The following is an 18,678-nucleotide window of genomic DNA, read 5'->3' on the forward strand; positions in this document are numbered from 1 at the left end:
TTTGAATACTGCGAATCAAAGAAGCCTTCGTTGCCGAAAGCTGGTTGAGAAGACCAAGCAAGATCAACGTTTGGTGCGGAACTCGGTCGAATTGATCAGGCTCCATAGAATGTCCTCAAACGCTGTGCCGCGTTCGCCGGTTTCGGCAATGTATTCGCGGCAAGTTGTCAATTCGGTTTCGGTCGGTTCGCGGGCCAGCACAAGCAGATATAGTTCGGCCAGCACGTCTACGTCGTCGGAATAGGTTTTCAGTAACTTGGCCAAGGGTGTATTGCCTTGAGCTTTCACACGGCTGTTCACGAGGGGTGAGTTCATCAGGAACAACGCTTGCGGGACAGTGCCGGTGAGGTCCGCCTGAGGTGTGGAAGGATCGTATCCGAATGTGAGGGCGAAGGCGGCGCGTGGTCCCGCCGGGCGACGATACCCGACAGGGCGGCGATTCGCATTCGCGGGGCCTTCGGCGAGGCCGAGCACGCGGGTCAGGGCACTGTAGAGTTGGTCGGAGCGCATCCGCATGGGAATGGCAGCGGCAAATTGCGGGTCTGCGCCGGAGGGATCGACCGGACGAATGCGGCGTTGATACGCCTCGCTGTTGGTGATGGTCCTTAGCAGCCAACGGACGTCATAGCCGCTGCCGACAAAACCATCGCTGAGTGCGTCGAGAACTTCGGGGTAAGCGATGTCGCGATCCGGCCCCATGTCGTCGACCGGCATCGTGAATCCGGCTCCGAGGAGTTCTCCCCAGATGCGATTGACGAAGGCGCGGGCGAACCAAGGGTTGTCGCGAATCGTAACGTAGCGGGCCAGTATGTTTCGCCGGGCTTCGTCATCCAAACCAACTTCCGGCTTTTGTCCGGCCACAAAAAAGGCAGGATCGATGCGTGTCCCTTTGGAGGTGGGGTCATCTAAGTCCGGCATGTAATACTCGGAATTGCGACGCCGGTTATTAGCTTGAGGGAGGGGTAAGTTTTTGATTTCTTCGGCGGACAAACCTTTGTCGCCATTTTTGTCACCGAGTTTCAGCATTCTCCCAAAAACGCGGCTGAGTAGTTTCCGCCGTTTGACTTCATCCCTTGTGAGGATCCCGTCGCGGTTTTTGTCCAACTGACGAATCAATTTGCCAGGGTTTTGTTGGAATTGGCCAAGTCCGCGGCCAGGTCCCGCTCCATCCGGGCGATTGTACGAAACCACCTCAAAGGTTCGCGGTTTGGAGTCCTTGATCACTCGTACGCGAACGCGGGGGAAGAAAGCGGCCAACTGGTGAAATTGTTCCCGCTTCCAGTCATCGGTGGGATGATCGTGGCAATTCGCACATTGAATTTGGATGCCCAGAAAAATCCGCGAGGCCTCGGCGGCGATTTCTTCGGCGTTGCCCTGGTGGGCAAACATCAACGCGGTCTGGCCTTCTTCGCGGACACTTCCGGTGGCTGTGATTAACTCGCTGGTAATTTTGTCCCACGAGACGCCGTTGCGCAGTTGCTCGGCCATCCATTTCTCGAAGGTACCAATCATCAATCGCGCCCGCTGGTCGGTGGCGCGGGAAAAAATGACATCCCGCCAGTACCGCGCCCAGTTGTTTGCGTATTCATCCGATTGCAGTAGTCGTTCAATCAACTCGGCCCGTTTTTCGGGATTGGGGTCGAGGCCGAACAGCGTAATGTCGTTGGGTGTGGGCAGGGTGCCGGTCAAATCGAAAGTCACGCGACGGAGGAAATCCTCGTCGGAAGCGGTCGGAGCGATCTGCGATTCAGTCGCGGTCAGATCCTGCTGGATGATCTGATCGATTTGTTGGGTGACATCGACCGCCTTGCGGGCTTTGAAATTTTTAGCCTGCAGGTCGACAGGAAGCGTGGACAATAACCCCGCTGCAAGTCCCAGTACAGCAACGCGTTGGACAAATGAGCGTGTGGAGAATTTCATAGATCGTTCCTCGACAGCCTTCGGGTAGATTGCGTATCTGTGGACTATAAGCAGTCGCAGCTGCTAGATGGACTGGGAATAGTTGCAGCTTCAGAATGGCCCCATTTCATTAAGCTGCAGAAGCAAGGTTATCACTCTATAAACCCTGTCTGTACCGAAAAGTTTCGTGAAGATCGAATAAAATCTTCCTGAGTGCTACAAAAAAGCAAAATCAGGCTGTTCCCCCAAAATTTTACGATTTTTGCTGGTCGCGTGAATCCGAATTCTCGGCAAAACGCGAATTTTTGAGGATTGAGCTGGCTGACTGTTTGCCGAATCGCGATGATTTGCTATGCTTTGTTGCTCAATTACGGCGAATTTGCGCCGAAAAATTGTGCCTCAATGAAGCGGAGACGGCCTGCGGGCGACGACTTCTTTTCATGTGGGGGCTATCCCATTGCGGTGACCGTGCTCGTTTGGTGACCGTAGTTTGGGACTGAGATGACACTATAACGTTCGATTCTCGCAGATGTTTCTGTTGGGCAGCTCTTCAAAGAGAAGCCATGTTAGAAACACGAGAATTGGGGATTCAGCCAAAATCGCCGAGGAGGAATTTGTGGTCAAACTGCGCGTGAGAGACAAAGAGTCGATTCAGGATGCGGTCCGCCGCTTTCGCAAGCTGGTGGAACATAGCGGCGTGAAAAAAGAGATGCGTCGCCGGGAATATTATGAAAAGCCGAGCGATGCGGCTCGCCGTGCCCGCCGCCGTGCGGAGCGTCGCGCGAAGATGAATCGCACAATGAGCTAGTTCCCCGTCCCCCCGCGCCGAACTCAAGGTTTGCGGGGGGCAAGTGCGGAAAAAATCACTCTGGGGCAGGAGTGATTGATGACAGCAGAGCGCGGCGCCGCTTTGTCTGCTGGTCTCGACATTGTCTGAGACAGGTCTGTAAGGCCGCCAAGTCGACCTTGGGCCACCGGTCTATCAGTGGTTTGGACACCGGTCTAACTGTGGAGCACCGGTCGTAGACGGGACAGCGCGGTCCCTCTCCAGCGAGCTAAAATTGATCGCTGGGCCAAATTAACCGGGCGGGCCAAATTCACCGGCTCGCTGGGCCAAAATGTACCGGCCGGCGGCGTGCTATTCTTCGGCTTCGGTCTCAGCTTTGACCGGTTCGGGAAGCGCTTCTTTGATCGGTTGCACGAAGTAGGTCCGCTTGGTTTTAGTGGCAAGTTGAGCTGCTTTTTCGTCGGCCGCCTTGCGTTGGTCGTAGGGGAAGCGAGCTTCTTCTTTGAGGCTGCTGCTGAACACGCCCCATACCAAGCGTTTGCGAATGACCGCTTTGACCTTGGTCCGTTTACTGGCTTTGCGTTTGGTCGCCTTCTTTTTCTTCTTCTTTTTCGCGGGCGCTTTTTCTTCGCTATCGCCCATGGCTTCGGCGGCTTCGGCCTCTTTCCGCAAATCCAAACGACTCTTCCGTGCCATGCGTCACGCTCTTTCTGCAATATTCGTCATCATACTGGGGTATTGCCCCGTCACCCCGGGTCGGCCATTTGTTCCGATCTGGAAGGCCATAACATAGCAACTTGCTTGCGACGAGGCCACACTCAGAGCGGTCTGGAGCCTCAGACAGGGGGAAAATCATTGTTTTTCGGGCAAGCCGCCTGGTTGCCCCACTCAGGACGCTACGCTGGCGGGGCAATGGCTGGTTGCTTATGATCGAGTTTCGAGCTTTCCAAGTGCTGCTTGCATTGATTTTCGCATCCTCCCCAGATTCCCGGAGTTGATCATGTCCGACTACCTCGATCGCCGCAATTTTCTGAGCCGTTCAGCCGCAACCCTGGCCGCATCGACCGCTGCGGGATCACTATTTGCTGCCGAGGGGGAATCGCAACCGGCGGCTAAGAAACGGCATCTTCTCAAAGCGGTCAAAATCGGCATGATTGGGGGAGACTTGTCGATGTTGCAAAAATTCCAACTGCTCAAGGAGTTGGGATACGACGGCATCGAGTTGAACAGCCCCAACAGTTACGATCGTGACGAGGTCATTGCCGCACGCGATCAGACGAAATTGCCGATTCACGGCGTCGTCGACTCGGTGCATTGGAAACAAACACTTTCCCATCCCGATCCGGAAGTGCGTCAGCACGGGCTGGAGGGACTGAAAACCGCACTGCGGGACAGCCATTTCTTCGGCGGCACCTCGGTGCTGCTGGTGCCGGCTGTGGTGAACAAAGAGGTCAGTTACGCCGACGCTTATAAGCGGTCCCAGGCGGAGATTCGCAAAGCGCTGCCGCTGGCTGAAGAATTGGGCATCAAGATTCTGTTCGAGAATGTCTGGAATGGATTTTTGCTGAGCCCGTTGGAGACGGCCCGCTACATTGATGAATTCGACAGTAACATGGTCGGTTCCTACTTCGATGTGGGCAATGTCGTCAATTTTGGTTGGCCTGAACAGTGGATTCGCATTCTGGGGAACCGGATTGTGAAATTGGACATCAAAGAGTACAGCCGCAAGCTCCGCGACAAATCAGGACCGGGCGCCGGTTTTCGAGTGAAACTCGGCGAGGGCGACTGCGATTGGCCGGCCGTGATGGCGGCGCTGGATGATATCGGTTTTGAGGGTTGGGGAACGGCCGAAGTCCGCGGCGGAGACCGCGAGCGGTTGCAGGACATTGCTCAGCGGATGGATAACATTTACGGGATGTGAGGTCTGCGTTCGCTGTGCAGCTTCGATGCTGCTCCCCCTGCGGGTCTCTCTCAAGCGCCCGAGGGGTGATGCGGTTTATGTGTTTCTTGCGCCCAAAGTTTAGCTAAAAATCGTGGAATTCGATTTAAGACAAAGATTTTCTATCTTAATCTTGAGTCGTTTGCCGATTTTCATTAGCAATCGCTTTTAATGTCTCTCCGACTGCCGGCGCGTTGAATTTCTTCATCGTGCATCTCACAACTGCCGGCGACCGTACTGCTGCTACCCATCCCCGCCGATTTCACCTGTCGGCCGAGTTACCGTAATTCAAGGAGTTTCAGCAAAATGCGGCTGACACTCGCTGCCATCATCATTGCCACTTTGTTTCCGGCCATGCTCTGCGCGCAAGAACAGCGTACGCCTTACGAGGCGGAGATCCATGCGGACGACGTGTTTGTCCGCAGTGGAAATAGCCGCAGCCATTACCCAACCGGCAAACTGGGGCAGGGAGATCGGGTCACCGTCCATCGCCGCGAACTGGGTGGCTGGCTGATGATTTCGCCTCCGAAGGGAAGTTTTGACTGGGTGGCCGCCGACACTGTTCAAATTGTGCAGCAACCTCGAGCCAATCAGCCGGCGCGGGGGGTGATTCGTGCTGAAAGAACCGTCGCACGCATCGGCAGCGGGCTGGAGCCGGAGCGTCGCGACAATTGGCATGTGATGTTAACGCGCGGTAAGCGTGTCACGATCCTGGGTGAGAAAGTCTTCGACACACCCGAAGGGCCGCAACGGTGGTACAAAATTGAACCCCCCGCTGATGATCATCGTTGGATTCTGGGGCAGTTTGTCCAGTCCGTCGAACAAGGAGCGGGCCGTACTGATCCCTTCGAAGCCAATAACGGCGATTTGTCGCCGCCTGACATCGAGAAACAACGCAAACGTAAACGTGCGCAGCGGATGCTCGCCGAACAGCAAAAAGGGGCTGGCTACGACGATACGGCCCCGGCGGATCGAGGCGGACTGAAGGAACGCAAGATGGTGCGGATCGACAGTGGCCCGAAAAAAACGACCGATGTGGCCGATGCGGGAGGTGCGCGGACCGGTCCAACTTTAGCAGAGCTGGAAGACGACCGTATGCGGATGAAGCGGTTGGATGGCGTGTTTAACAACATTGTCCGCAGCAAGACCAGTCAGTGGGACTTCCGCAGATTGGAACAAGACTACCAAAACCTGCAGCGTTCCGCGGCCGACAATGCGGTCCGCCGTCAGGTGGATTTGCGGTTGCGCAAGGTGGCGCAATATAAAAAGATCAAAGCGGAGCATGACGAGTTTGTCCGCTTGACCCGCGAGTCGGATGAACGCGAGGCGCGGATTTTATCGATGCGGTCGCAACCTGCGGCGAGACCCGTCAAGCAGGAACAGCAGCGACGTTTTTCCGGTGCAGGAATTGTACAACGCTCCATCGGCGCCCCACGCGGCGCCCCGGTGCACGCCTTGGTCGCGCCGGATGGGCGCGTGTTGGCGTATCTGCAAGGGGCCAAGGGCGTGAATCTGGATCGCTATTTGGGCCGTGCGGTGGGCATCAACGGTCCGCGGACGCATCAACCGAAGTGGAACACCGATCACATTTTGGTCGAGAAACTCACGCCGGTGAATCTGAAACAACCCTAAGCTGCGTCTCGCTTCGTCCTCTGAATAGCTCGTTGCAAACCATCTCACGGAAAACACTGCTGGACAAGCCCAATCCTGTTCGGCACGGAATTTGCGCCATGGGCTTTGGTAGTCTTTCATAACTGCCAATTTGACGGAGAGGCGCCCTGTGGCCAGGAAGAAAGCGAAGCGGGTTTCCGATGCGGATTTGACCGGACTGAAATATCTGAAACGAATCTCTTCGCTGCTCAAACGCTTGCGGCCCGTCGGCTGCGAACGGGACAAAGCGGGCAATCGCGACTTGTTTTTTGATCAGTATTGCGGGTTGATACTGCTGTACATGTTCAACCCGATCGTCACTTCGCTGCGCGGCATGCAACAAACCAGCCAACTCAAAAAAGTGCAGCGCTTGCTGGGCTGCCAACGGGCTTCGCTGGGTTCGTTGTCCGAAGCGGCACGTGTGTTTGACCCGGAATTGCTGCGGGAAATCGCCGGTGAACTGCTCCAGCGCGCTCCGCAACGCGCCGACTGCGACCCGCGGCTGAAAGACTTCGCGCAGACCTTGACCGCCGTCGACGGCAGCCTGCTGAAGAAGCTGCCGCAAATCACGCAGGCCTGTTTTGCCACCCGCAACGATCGCGGTTTTAAGCTGCACGCGCACTTTGAAATCCTCAAAGGCGTGCCTGTCAAATCGGCAGTCACCGACGCCAGCGGCCAAGGACCGGCCAATGAAAAAAACGTGTTGCGCAGCCAATTGGAACCGGATCGCTGCTACGTGATCGATCGCGGTTACGAACAATTTTCGCTGTTCAACGCGATCGTCGATGTCGGCAGCAGCTACGTTTGCCGCATCCGCAACGACCGCGCGTTTACGGCTGACGAGGTTCGCGAACTGGACGAGGAGGCGCGGGCGGCGGGCGTGTTGGAAGACGCCATCGGCCAACTCGGTTCGCCCAAATCGCGACGGATTGAGCATCCGCAGCATCGCGTGCGGCGGGTGGTGATTCGCGCCGAAACGCATCCCAAGCGAGGCGGACGCAAGCGGGCCGCTGCCACGCACGACGTCGTGCTGGTGACGAACTTGCTGGACGTGCCGGCGGAAATCATCGCGTTGATTTATCGCAGTCGCTGGATGATCGAATTGTACTTTCGGTTTTTGAAACATGTGCTGGGCTGCCGCAAGTTATTAAGCGACTGTGACAACGGAATCGAAATTCAAACGTACTGTGCGATCATCGCTTGCCTGCTGATCAGCCTAGTGACCGGCCGCAAGCCGACGCTGCGGACGTATGAAATGCTTTGTTATTACTTCCAAGGTTTGGCGGATGAAGAAGAACTACTGGCCCACATAAACCGTTTGCCGCCGCACGCCACGACAAGCGTCTAACCCCACTCGCTCCGCGACTCCCCGCAGATGACGAGCCGCTCAACGCTGCGCTGAGACAACTCCCCACCCCACCAACCGCAGCCCTTGCAGCCACGCCCTCCCCCAAAAAACAAGCAAACACACCGCCACCTTGCCATCACGCCCAACAATAGCAACAATCGAGCCGAACAGGATTGGGACAAGCCAGCAGTGGCACCCGGCTTGGGGGATCTCATGGTGAGGCAGCTGTCTCTGGTGATTCCGGCTCCGGATTTTGTGTCTCGGGATCGGAACTGGGCGGAGGGGCAACGGCGATTGTTTTAGGGCCCTCGAAGCGCTTCCAGAAGACGACGAGCAGGATCAGGCAACTGGCGGCTGCTATGGCGAAGAGTAGGGGGTAGTTGCCGTCGAATCCGTCGTCGAGTTTTCCCGCCAGGAGCAGCCCTAAGGGCATGCCGATTCCCAACGTCACAAAGGCCAGGAAGTTTTGCGCACTGGCTCGCAAGTCGTGGCGGCATTGGGAATCGATGTAGAGTTGCGCGACGATGATCATGAAGACATGGCAAATTCCGTGCAGCGCCAGTCCGACCAGGATCAACGAATAGGCTCCGCCTGAGATGGAAAACAGGCCGTAGCGTAGAAACCAAGCTCCGATGCCGACGGAGAAGGTGATCTTCATGCCCAGGCGTTTGAGAAATAATCCCAGCAAGAGCAGCGCGGGGAATTCGGAGATTTGCCCGATGAGCATTACCGCCGGGACCCATCCGTCCTCGATATCGCCGGTGGTCAAAAAGACGGGGACGACGAGGTTGTACATCGGAATCAGCAGCGCCATTAAAAAGCTGATGCCCATGAATAATCGGAAGTCGCGTGAACGGAACATCTTGAGCATTTCCAACGGCGCAATGCCGTCGCGCTTCGTTCGCTCAGGCGGGGTGTGTGGCAAGAAGATGCAAAAGCTGCTCAGGGCAAATGAGAGCATGGCGGCGATGGAAAAACAATCGGAGGGTTGCGGTGCGGGAAGCCAGTCGCAGGCGGCGGCGATCGCGCTGCGCGGTGCATCGATTTTTGGGAATTGCGACAACCAACTGCCGAATTCATCCTGCATCAGCCACAGCGATAGGAATAATCCGGTCGACATCCAGCCGACAGTGCCCCACACACGGACTTTACCAAATTGCGCGTCCGGGTCGGTCAGGTGGCGAAATGTCAACGAACTGGCCAAGGCCCAGGTGGGGATATAGGCCACGGAATAAATGCCGCTCATCACGAGTAACGTGACGAAATTGTCCCCGGTCTGTTTATACGTTTCGGCGGCATGTGGGAATCCGACGAGCGTCAGTCCGCCGATGAAATGGCTGACGGCGAGGTATTTTTCACTGGCCAGCCAACGGTCGGCGACCTGCCCGACCAGAAACGGGGCGACCCACAACCCCACAGCCGCCACGGCAAACAGCGAGGCCGTTTGGCTAGTTGAGAGTTGGATCGTCTGTTTCCAGTAGATGGGCAGATAGGTGAGCAACGTGCCGGAGATGCCCCACTCCAGCGCCCACAGCACGGAAAGCCGCCAGCGCAAGTGAAACCCCAACCGGCCGACCATGCGGTGTGACTCCGTGTGAAAGATGAATTGGGGCAGGAATTTTCTGCCCCCCGATGGTTTTCATGTGAACCGGCACTGGCGGACTAGCCGCCAGCGGCATCCGTTACCGGTTGCTAACCGACACTGAAGTCTATCACGGATTGGGTTCCAAGGCGGCGGCCCGGGCGACATCGGCTTCCATAACGTCCGGTTGGCCACTCCGAGGGGGATCGCGAAACATGACCGCAAACAGAACCATGATGACCCCGGCTGCGATGGCGGGACCGGTCCACAATTGTTGCCAATTCACAACAGCTGCTTCCCCTTCGCCGGTGGTGAAAAAGACTTCGACAGCACCGGCGACTTGTGCGCCGATCAGCATTCCCAGCCCCAATGTGAACAGAACGAGCATACCTTGTGCCTGGCTGCGGATCGCCTTGGGGGCGACGTTGTCGGTATAGATTTGTCCGGTGACGAAAAAGAAGTCGTAGCAAATCCCGTGTAGGACGATTCCGCCGATGAGCATCCAGACGACGCCATCATTGGCACCCAGTGCAAACAGTCCATAGCGAACCACCCAAGCCAGCATGCCGACCAGCAACATTTTTTTAACGCCCAGCTTCGAGAAGAAGAGCGGCATGATGAGCATGAAGATCACTTCCGACAATTGGCCAAACGACATTTTGAAAGCGGGATTCGCCAGTCCAGCGGTCGTAATGAATTTTGTCGCGAGCTGATAATAAAACGCGAGTGGAATGCAGATGAGAAACGAACTGATCATGAAGATCAGGTAGGAAGGTTGTTTCAACAGCACCAACGCGTCGACACCGAGCAACTCACGTACGGTGATTTTTTGACCCGCGGCCGGCGGCGGGGTGTGCGGCAAAAAGAAACTGTAGATGCCCATAGTAAACGATGCGCCGGCGGCAATCTGAAACGGCATGATGCCTGTGTCCCAGCCACCTCCACTGATGACAAATCCAGCGGCGATCCAGCCGAAGGTGCCGAACACGCGAATCAAGGGGAATTGTTTTTCCGAGTTGGTCATGTTTTGCATGGCGACGGAATTAGTCAGCGCCAGTGTGGGGAAATAGCAAAGCATATAACCAAACAAGGCGAGGTTGATCATCAATGGTGTTGCGGGGTTGGCTTCGTTCATGAGCGAGACGGCCAGCATCATGAATCCGCCGCCGGCGAGATGCATCACGCCCAGCACGCGCTCCGAGGCAAAAAAGCGGTCGGCGATCATGCCCACGAAGAAGGGGGAAATGATGCCGGCGATGGGACCGACGCTGTAGGTCCAGGCGATTTCTCCACCGGCAAAACCGATCTTACCCAAATACAAATAGGCGGTGACGTACCAGGAACCCCAAATAAAGAATTGCAGGAACATCATTGCCGAAAGACGTGCACCGACCAGGGCGTGCATGTGGATATCCTCGTATGTAGATCTAGTAGAGTCCGGGTATGGCGTCTCGCTCGGCCCGATACCTTTGCCGAAGTGCGCATCTTGCCACATAGATTCGCAGGACATAGAGCGCATTGCGGGACCGATGTTCAGATCATGTCGATCCTACGGCCATCAAGCAAGCATGAATCGCAATTCGTCGCGAAAAAAATCGCGTGAATCTTGCTAGGTGGGGAGCGTGAGCGGAGTCGCGATTCAGCGGACTTTACCGGCTGGTTCACTAGCCAGGACGGCGGGAACGCGCATGAGACCTACGGGTTGGCCGTTACGGCCACCGCGATAGTCAAAGCCACGGTCCTGACCATTGAGTTGCCAGCGGACTTGGAATTCGTCTGTTTCGGCATTGTAGGCGGTCTGTCCCGCGACAATGTCCGCCTGGGGGCCGGTCAAGCTGAACAGCGTGACGTAGAGTACCTGTTTGCCGTGGGTTCGCAGTTCGACCGCAATATTGGGAGTCATTTCATTTGCAGCCAAACTGGTCCAACCTTGCAGTCGCGGCGTGGTTTGTCCTTTGATGAGCTGCATCTCCAAGCCATCGCCGGGGGCCAGCGGAAGGACATTGAGCGCGGTCTCGGATTCGGGTAGCGCGGCGGAAATGCCTCGTCCGGAAATCGGGTGGAAGTTTAAGTCCGGGTCGAAGTGAAAGCATTGTGCGAAATCGTGTGACTGTGGCGAGGTGAGGCGATCGATGACCGCCAGCCATTGACCGGGGCGAAGCACCAAGATGCGGCGCTGGTATGTGTCGAAGTCCTGGGTGCGGTCGACGGCCGCTTCGACAAAATAGGCCCCATCGAACTCGCCGCCGGCCACGATGGCCGATCCAAACGCGTCTTTGCGTTCGCGACTGTAGTCGCGTCCGTCGATTTCGACCGTGTTATGCGCTCGGGTGCTTTCGACGTATCGGCGATGCGGGTGATCATATTTGTAGGAAAACCGCCCGCTATCGATCAACAACGTCCGTCCCAACTCCGACCACTCAAAGGTCAAATCGTCGGCGTGTTTGTGTGTTCCCGAATGAAACGCGGCGGAGAAATGCAGATAGGAGGCTTCCCGCCAGGGGCGATGGTCCCAGGCATCGCGAAACATGGCGTAGCCCGACTTGGGAAAGATGCGATAGTTTTCCGCCGGCGGAACGCCCTGGGTTCCCTGGCTGATGAGGTATTGCAGTTGAGGGTCATCGGGATACAGGATGCGGTCGACGGTCGGTGTGCGGTCACTGTCGCCGGCGCGGCATAGATCGCCGTTGGGGTGTGACATCCAGACAATGTTTTTTCTGGCGCGGTGGAATAGGTCCAGCAGATTCTGATCCTCGATCAAATCTTGCTCTTCCAACAAGCCGAGCGTATTGACCAAGGCGAGATGATAAAACGGCGAATGTTCGCGGTGGATGCCTTCTTCGGTGAAATGCTCGTGAAGCATTTTTTGAAGTCCGGCATTGGCGAACCGATGGAACTCACCAGCGCCATTGAGTTGTGGAACCGCTTTGGCCATGGCGAGTAAACCGACCAATTGATAAAACCCGTGATTGGTCGTCCAGGTGATTTGCTCGGGGTCAATTAATTTCAGCCCATGCAGCCGCGCAGCAATGAATAATTCCAGCAGACGGTTGTCGTCGAGCAGGTTTTTGCGAAGGTTGGCGTCGATGAGTTTGCCCAAAAAAGCGGCGCGGCGTCCGATGGCCATATCGTACCAAGCGAGCGGATTTTCGGATTCGTTGAGGACGTGCTGTTCGATCCAGTCGAGGGCGATTCGATTGGCCATGACCAGGTAGTGGTCGCGGCCGGTTTGGTCGTAGGCCAGTAGCAACGGCTCAAGAGGATGCCAAGAGTTCAACCACATCCGCCAACTCGTGTCGTGATGCGGATCAGCGGCCCAATCCATGGGCGTTGCCAGTGAGTACGGCGCCCGTCGCCCGATTTTCCAACCTTCGCGGATCGTGCGGTCGGCGACTCTCACGATTTTCTGGGGGGACATCCGTGACAAGCCATGCGGCAACACCGGCCGTTCCGGGTGCTGGGCCTGGATTTGGCGGATTTCAGTGAGCGCTGCACTCCAGTCGTGTTGAGCAACCGCGTCGCCTACGGGCGGGCGTTGTGGCTGCGCGGTCTCTAGTAATTTGCGCAGCGCGTCGGTCTGTATTGTGGGGGATGTCGCGGTGATGTCGCGGGGGAGGCGTTTGGCAAACTCGGCGAATCTTTGCGCAGCGTTGGCTTTGTCATTGGTCTGCCGGGACAGAAAAATGATGACGAATACGCCAACGATCATCACCGTCACAGCGGCTACGGTTCGATAACGACGGATGCATCCTTGCATGTTGGTCGATCCTGATTGCGTCACATACGTTAGCGTGTGGTTGCGCCTGGTTTTTCGGCGGTCATGGCTGGGGGGCTGAGGAGTTTGAGCGAAATACCTGATTCGCCTTCGTGCAAATCAAAACCCTGGAACGCTCCGTTTGCCTGCCAGCGGACTTGGAGGTTGTGCGGATCTTGATCATCGGGGAGCTGAACAGGCTGTAGATTCGCCTGCGGCCCGGTCAGCGCGAGTACGGTGATATACCGCACGTCGTTGCCGCTTGTGCGGAGCTCCAGGGCGTAGTTGGGGGTCATACGGTTGGCGGCCAGACTGGTCCAGCCTTGCATCCGCGGTTCGGTTTGGCCGCGGATCAGCGTGGCAGTCACCGCATCGCTGGGGGAAAGTGAAAGCACGTTGAGCACGGTCTTGCTGTTTGGCAAACGCGCGGCAACGCCTCCGGGGGAGGTGTGATGAAACATCAGTTCCGGGCCGAAGTGAAAACATTGCGCGAAATCGTGTGACTCTGGCGACGTGAGATGGTCGATGACGACCAACCAACGACCGGGGTGAAACACGAGGGTGCGTTTGTGGTGAGTTTTAAAGAATCGCGTGCGATTGACTTCGGCGGTGACGAAGTAGGCCCCATCGCTTTCGCCGCCTGCGACGATCGCTGAGCCAAAGGCATCGTTTGTATAACGGCTGAAATTCCGGCCGTCGATTTCCACCGTATTGTGGGCCCGCGTGCTTTCAACGTATTGACGATTTGGATGATCGTATTTGTAGGAATAGCGACCACTGTCAATCAGTAGGCTGCGGCCCTGTTCGGACCATTCGAAGGTAAAATCATCGGCATGTTTGTGCGTCCGAGAATGAAAGGCGGCAGAGAAAAATAGATAGGGGGCTTCGCGCCAGGGCCGGTGCTCCCAAGACCCGCGGAAGACGGCGTATCCCGACTCCTTGAAGATCTGGTGATTGGTTGGCGGTTGGGTTCCTGATTTCCCTTTACTGAGGACGTATTGCAACTGGGGATCGTCTGCATACATGATGCGCGCGGCAGCTTGGGTTTGGTCGCCGTCCCCGGCGCGAATCAAGTCGCCATGGGGATGGCACATCCAAACTATGTTGCGTCTGGCGAGTTGGAATAATTTTAATGTCTCGTCATCGTCGATCAGCCCGCGTTCGATGAGCAAGCCGAGCGTATTGATTAAGGCGACGTGATAAAACGGCGAGTGTTCGAGGTGTATGCCTTCATCGCTGAAATGCTGGCTGATCAGTTTGCACAGCCCTTGTTTGGCAAACGGCTTGAATTCTTGCACGCCACTTAATTCGGGCGTCGACATGCCCAGCGAGAGGAGTCCGACCAGTTGATAAATTCCGTGATTGGAATGCCAGGCGATTTTGTCCTCGCCGTGCAATTCGGTAGCGTGTCGGCGGGCGGCTGTGAACAGTAGCAATAAACGTTCGTTGCTCAACACATCGGTGCGGAGGTTGGCATCGATCAGTTTTCCTAATAACAACGCACGGCGGCCGATGGCCATGTCGTACCAAGTGAAAGCATTGCTGTTCTCTGCGACGATGTGTTGGTCGATCCAATCCAGAGCGATGCCGTTGGCGAATTTCAGATAGCGCTTGTCGCCCGATTCGTCATAGGCGGCTAAAATCGGTTCGAGAACGCGCCAGGCGTTGAGCCACATCCGCCAGCCCCGGTCGTTGTGCGGGTTTGCGGCCCAGTCGATGGGTATGGCGACGGGGTAGGGCTCACGTTTGCCGAATCGCCATCCGCCTTGAATCACGCCGTCGGCGACGGTGATGATTTTTTCCGGGTCTCTCGGAGCCAGTCCGTGTGGAAAAACGGGTCGCTCCGGCGCCTGTTGGTGTAATTCCCGAATCCGCGCAACGGCTGCATCCAGTCCGTCACGCTCGGCGATTTCAACAATCTCTTGCAGGGGAGGCTGTGTCGTATCGAGTACTTGGGACAATTGTTTGGCGAGAACCTGATTGGGTGTTTCCGTTTTGTCCGCGGATTTTGATGCGGCAGTATCGCGTCCCTGGGTGGTCGCCGGAACCTCACCGCTGGTCTGGTTGTGGACAAAGAAAACAACAGCGCCAACCAAAACGGCCAGTCTTGCTATTGCGAGGCTGTTGAGTGTGTTGTGTTGAGTGATGCGCTTGGACATGACCGTCAGTTCTTTACGAGGGACTACTGGTGGCGGCGTTTTGCGTGCGGCGTTCAACGTACAATGGCGCCAGGCGCCCGGTTGGCTAGGGGAGGGCGGCTGAGCAGCGTCAGTTTTCCACCCGACTTCAAACGGCGAAAATCAAAGCCCGCTTCGCCATCGGGCAATTGCCAGCGGACGTGGATCGTGTCGGTTTTTTCGTGCAGCTGTGTGTTTCCCGGACGGAGATTGGCGCGGGGATCGCCCAGCCAGAGCAGCGTGATAAAAGTTGCGTTGCGTCCGCGAGTCGTGAAGCCGGCGGCGTGATTCGGGATTAGTTCGCCGTAGTCCAAACTCGTCCAGCCCTGCAGACGTGGTTGGTGCTGACCGCGTATAAGGGTTTGCCGGAGCGTGGATTGACCGTACAGGGGGATAACTTGGAGTGACTTGTCTTGGACCGTTAATGGGGCAGTAAAACCAGTGGAGGCTTCGCTGACCTTTAGCTCGGGAGCGAAGTGGAACCATTGCGTGAACTGATGGGAATCGGGCGAGCGAAGTTGATCGATCACTGCCAACCACTGCCCCGGTTGAAAAACGAGTATGCGGCGATGCTTGGTCTTGAAGAAACGTTTGCGGTCGACCTCGGCCTCGACAAAGTAGGCGCCGTCGGCGGTTCCGCCCGCGGTGATCGCCGAACCGAACGCATCGAGCCGATAACGGCTGAAGTCCTGGCCATCGATTTCCACAGTGTTGTGCGCGCGGGTGCTCATGACATATTGCCGCTGCGGGGATTTTTTGTCGTAGCGAAATTTCCCGCTATCGATGAGCAGTTCCTGCCCTAAGTCAGCCCACTCAAACGTGAAGTCGTCCGCTTGTTTGTGGGTCCGACTATGAAAACCGGCAGCAAAGAACAGATAGGAACCGTCCGTGTGTGGCGTTTGTTGCCAGTCGCTGCGAAAGGTGGCGTAACCTGATTTTTGATAAATCTGAAACGCTGTCTCGGGAGGCACGCCCCGTTGGCCGTGGCTGAGCACGAACTCGAGTTGCGGCGAGAGCGGGAAGAGGATCCGCTCGGCGGCTTGATTGGTATCGCCGTCACCGACGCGTGAAAGGTTTCCGTTGGGGTGCACGTAACTGATGATGTTGGCGCTGGCGGACGTAAATAGCTTTTGCAGCTGGGCATCGGCCATCAATCCGGTCTCCAGCAGATGCCAAAGGAAGTTTACGAGTTCAACGTGGTAGACCGGCGAATGTTCTTTGTGGATGCCTTCGGCGGTGAAATGTTTGTTGAAGAGTTTTTTGAGGCTTGTTTGTGCAAATGTGTGGCCGGCTGTCGCTCCGGACAATTCAGGAACAGCGCGAGTCAATGCGAGCAAGCCGGCGAGTTGCGCTAAGCCGTGGTTGCTGTGCCAGGCAATTTGCGATGCATCGGAGAGGTATTGCACATGGATGCGGGCGGCAACGAGCAGTTGGATTAGGTCAGCGTCTGTTATTTGAACGGCTGGATCGCCTAAGGCTGCATCGAGGATTTTTGCCAATTGCGCCGCACGGCGACCGGCGGCCATGTCGTACCAGGCAAAATTATGTTGTTTCGCATCGGTAATATGTTGTCGAGCCCAGTCGACGGCGATGCGTACAGGAAAGGCGAGGTAAGCGGGATCGTTTTTGCGTTCGTACAACAACAGGTGCGGATCGAGAAAATGCCAGGCATTCAGCTGGAACCGCCATCCGCGATCATGAAACGGGTCGGCTTGCCAGTGAATGGGAAAGGACAGCGCGTACGGTGGATACTCTTTGAATGAGAAACCGTGTGCCACGCAAGCGGTTGCCAGGGTGTCGAGATGTTCAGTCGAATCGTTGAGCGTCTCTTGCGGGAAGACTTGAAGAAAACGTTGCCGCGGTCGTTGGCGATGCCGTGCGCGGAGTTGGTCCAATGCGGCGGCGACGCGATTCAAATCCGTTGCGCGAAAGATTGGTGCCAAATCTTTATTTTGAGTGTCGAGGACGTGATGCAACAGCCGTGCATTAGCGCGGTCGGCGGGGCCGGCTTTTACGATCCGGCGGTAGGACGCGAGTTCGTCGGCGACAATGGCGGGCGGATTCTCAGCGGCGACCGCTTCTTGAACGAAGTGCCCAGGTGTTGCCGGCAGCGGCACAATGATCCATGCCGCCATCAGCAGCAGGAGAGCGCAATCGCGGCTGGACCTGCTCGAGATGTTAGAAATGGCAATCAACGTCTATTGTGATTTCGGAGGATATTTGGCGGAGAGTTTGCTGCCGCGAAGTGTGTGAGCGACGTGGCGGAGCAAGCGATAGGTCTTACCAACGGCACGATAGAAGGGGGAGTTCAGTAGGTCGAGGACCTCTTGAGCGGTCGTTTCGTCCATGGGACGGGACATCGGAAGTCGCTCCGCTGTCGCGCGCAAGAAGGCATCGTTGTGTTTGATTTCTTTGGTCGAGGTCGGCGCGTCAGATTTTGTGGGTGTGTGTTTATTCAAAATGACGTCGAAAAATTCCGTGGTCAGATCAAACTTGGGATAGCGCGACAACAGGTCGTTGAAGCGATCATAGAGAGTCTGGTCCAGGGGCCGCTGCGTGAGGTGCTCCCAAATGACGGTGAAACCTAACATCTCGAAGTAGTGCAGATATTGCGCGTAGGTGAGTGTATTGACCCAAGCGGGGCCTAATGGCTCTTGTCCCAACTGTTCGTAGAATTCGTAGAAGACCGAATCATCGAACAACAGGTGCGACCAAGGGAAAAAGACTTCGCGGTAGCGGTGCGAGGCGGTCGCGCCGCGGTGCAGGTTGGCCCGTAGATAGAATTTCCCACCGTCGACGAGCAGGTCACGGCAGGTTTGCAGGAGTGTATACGGGTGCTGGACGTGCTCCCAGACGACCAGCGAGACGATTCGGTCGAATGACTCGGGAGCTAAGTCGTGTCCTTCAGAGATGTCGGCATTGATGTACCGCAGGTTTTCACAGTCGAGATCTTTCCACGCACTTCGCACCTCAATGTCGACCCCGACGACGTCGCATTCATATTCCGTTGCGAGCACGTGCGAAAGGTACCCGTGGCCGCAGCCGACTTCTAAAACGCGTTGTCCCCGCATGCCGATCCGTTTATCGAGCTTTTCCGCCCAACGCCGGGCGCCATCTAATCGCGAAGAATCGGCCTTGGGCCGCGGCGCGGGGATGATTGGTTTGTCCTTGTATTCTTCATTGAGCTGTTGAAACAGTTCGAGGTTGAACTGTCGGATGCCCGGCTGGGGATTGAAGTTCCGCCCGATCGTTTGTTGCTCGGCCACAGCTGTCATTCTGAGATTCCCTTTAGGTTCGCAGAGCCGCCGAGAGGCAGCACTGGGTGGTATGCGGCACGGTGACAAGGCATTTCGTGCGGTCCGGCCAATGGAAAAACCGAATCCGCAGTGCGGAGTCGCCATTCGCCGGCAAAATGAGCAAAAAACGGCGGCGGAGTATGCCAGCGACCCCGTTTTGAGTCAATCCCGCTTAGGTTGGCGCGGTGGTTTTATGCGGGGACTCGTTATTTCAAATCTGGCCTTGCCTTGATTCAACAACCCGTA

At 56.5% G+C, this 18,678-nt stretch carries 12 protein-coding genes; 4 read left to right on the forward strand and 8 right to left on the reverse strand.

Annotated elements, in window-relative coordinates:
* Window positions 1–63: 63 nt before the first annotated feature.
* Window positions 64–1,920 (reverse strand): DUF1549 domain-containing protein, encoded by a 1,857-nt coding sequence (locus Mal52_RS08445; protein WP_145375430.1) that lies wholly within the window; start codon window positions 1,918–1,920, stop codon window positions 64–66.
* 595 nt (window positions 1,921–2,515) lie between these two features.
* On the opposite strand from Mal52_RS08445, the gene rpsU reads away from it, so the two are divergent.
* Entirely contained in the window at window positions 2,516–2,707 is a 192-nt protein-coding gene (gene rpsU, locus Mal52_RS08450) for a 30S ribosomal protein S21 (protein WP_145375431.1), read from the forward strand.
* Window positions 2,708–3,037: 330 nt separating this feature from the next.
* Here rpsU and Mal52_RS08455 read toward each other — a convergent pair whose 3' ends face one another.
* Window positions 3,038–3,382 (reverse strand): hypothetical protein, encoded by a 345-nt coding sequence (locus Mal52_RS08455; RefSeq protein ID WP_145375432.1) that lies wholly within the window; start codon window positions 3,380–3,382, stop codon window positions 3,038–3,040.
* Window positions 3,383–3,686: 304 nt separating this feature from the next.
* On the opposite strand from Mal52_RS08455, the gene Mal52_RS08460 reads away from it, so the two are divergent.
* The 3 genes from Mal52_RS08460 to Mal52_RS08470 all read left to right on the forward strand — a co-directional run bounded on the left by Mal52_RS08460 (window position 3,687) and on the right by Mal52_RS08470 (window position 7,623).
* Window positions 3,687–4,607, forward strand: a complete 921-nt coding sequence (locus Mal52_RS08460; RefSeq protein WP_145375433.1) for a sugar phosphate isomerase/epimerase family protein — start codon at window positions 3,687–3,689, stop codon at window positions 4,605–4,607.
* A 324-nt stretch (window positions 4,608–4,931) separates the two neighbouring features.
* Window positions 4,932–6,257, forward strand: a complete 1,326-nt coding sequence (locus Mal52_RS08465; RefSeq protein WP_145375434.1) for an SH3 domain-containing protein — start codon at window positions 4,932–4,934, stop codon at window positions 6,255–6,257.
* A gap of 148 nt (window positions 6,258–6,405) precedes the next feature.
* On the forward strand, window positions 6,406–7,623 hold the full coding sequence (locus Mal52_RS08470; RefSeq protein ID WP_197534562.1) for an IS4 family transposase: 1,218 nt from the start codon (window positions 6,406–6,408) through the stop codon (window positions 7,621–7,623).
* 211 nt (window positions 7,624–7,834) lie between these two features.
* Here Mal52_RS08470 and Mal52_RS08475 read toward each other — a convergent pair whose 3' ends face one another.
* From Mal52_RS08475 to Mal52_RS08500, 6 genes are all read right to left on the reverse strand, one after another.
* Window positions 7,835–9,202 (reverse strand): MFS transporter, encoded by a 1,368-nt coding sequence (locus tag Mal52_RS08475; protein WP_145375436.1) that lies wholly within the window; start codon window positions 9,200–9,202, stop codon window positions 7,835–7,837.
* 133 nt (window positions 9,203–9,335) lie between these two features.
* Window positions 9,336–10,610 (reverse strand): nucleoside permease, encoded by a 1,275-nt coding sequence (locus Mal52_RS08480; protein ID WP_145375437.1) that lies wholly within the window; start codon window positions 10,608–10,610, stop codon window positions 9,336–9,338.
* 234 nt (window positions 10,611–10,844) lie between these two features.
* Window positions 10,845–12,962: an alginate lyase family protein gene (locus tag Mal52_RS08485; RefSeq protein ID WP_145375438.1), complete on the reverse strand. Its 2,118-nt coding sequence runs from the start codon at window positions 12,960–12,962 to the stop codon at window positions 10,845–10,847.
* Window positions 12,963–12,991: 29 nt separating this feature from the next.
* Entirely contained in the window at window positions 12,992–15,118 is a 2,127-nt protein-coding gene (locus tag Mal52_RS08490; protein ID WP_145375439.1) for a heparinase II/III family protein, read from the reverse strand.
* 53 nt (window positions 15,119–15,171) lie between these two features.
* Window positions 15,172–17,271 carry an alginate lyase family protein gene (locus Mal52_RS08495; RefSeq protein ID WP_145375440.1) on the reverse strand — a complete coding sequence of 700 codons (2,100 nt, stop codon included), beginning with the start codon at window positions 17,269–17,271 and terminating at the stop codon, window positions 15,172–15,174.
* Between the two features lie 63 nt (window positions 17,272–17,334).
* Window positions 17,335–18,411, reverse strand: coding sequence for a class I SAM-dependent methyltransferase (locus Mal52_RS08500; RefSeq protein ID WP_197534753.1), 1,077 nt, complete (start codon window positions 18,409–18,411; stop codon window positions 17,335–17,337).
* Window positions 18,412–18,678: the final 267 nt, after the last annotated feature.

The sequence above is a fragment of the Symmachiella dynata genome (genome assembly GCF_007747995.1).
GTDB lineage: Bacteria > Planctomycetota > Planctomycetia > Planctomycetales > Planctomycetaceae > Symmachiella > Symmachiella dynata.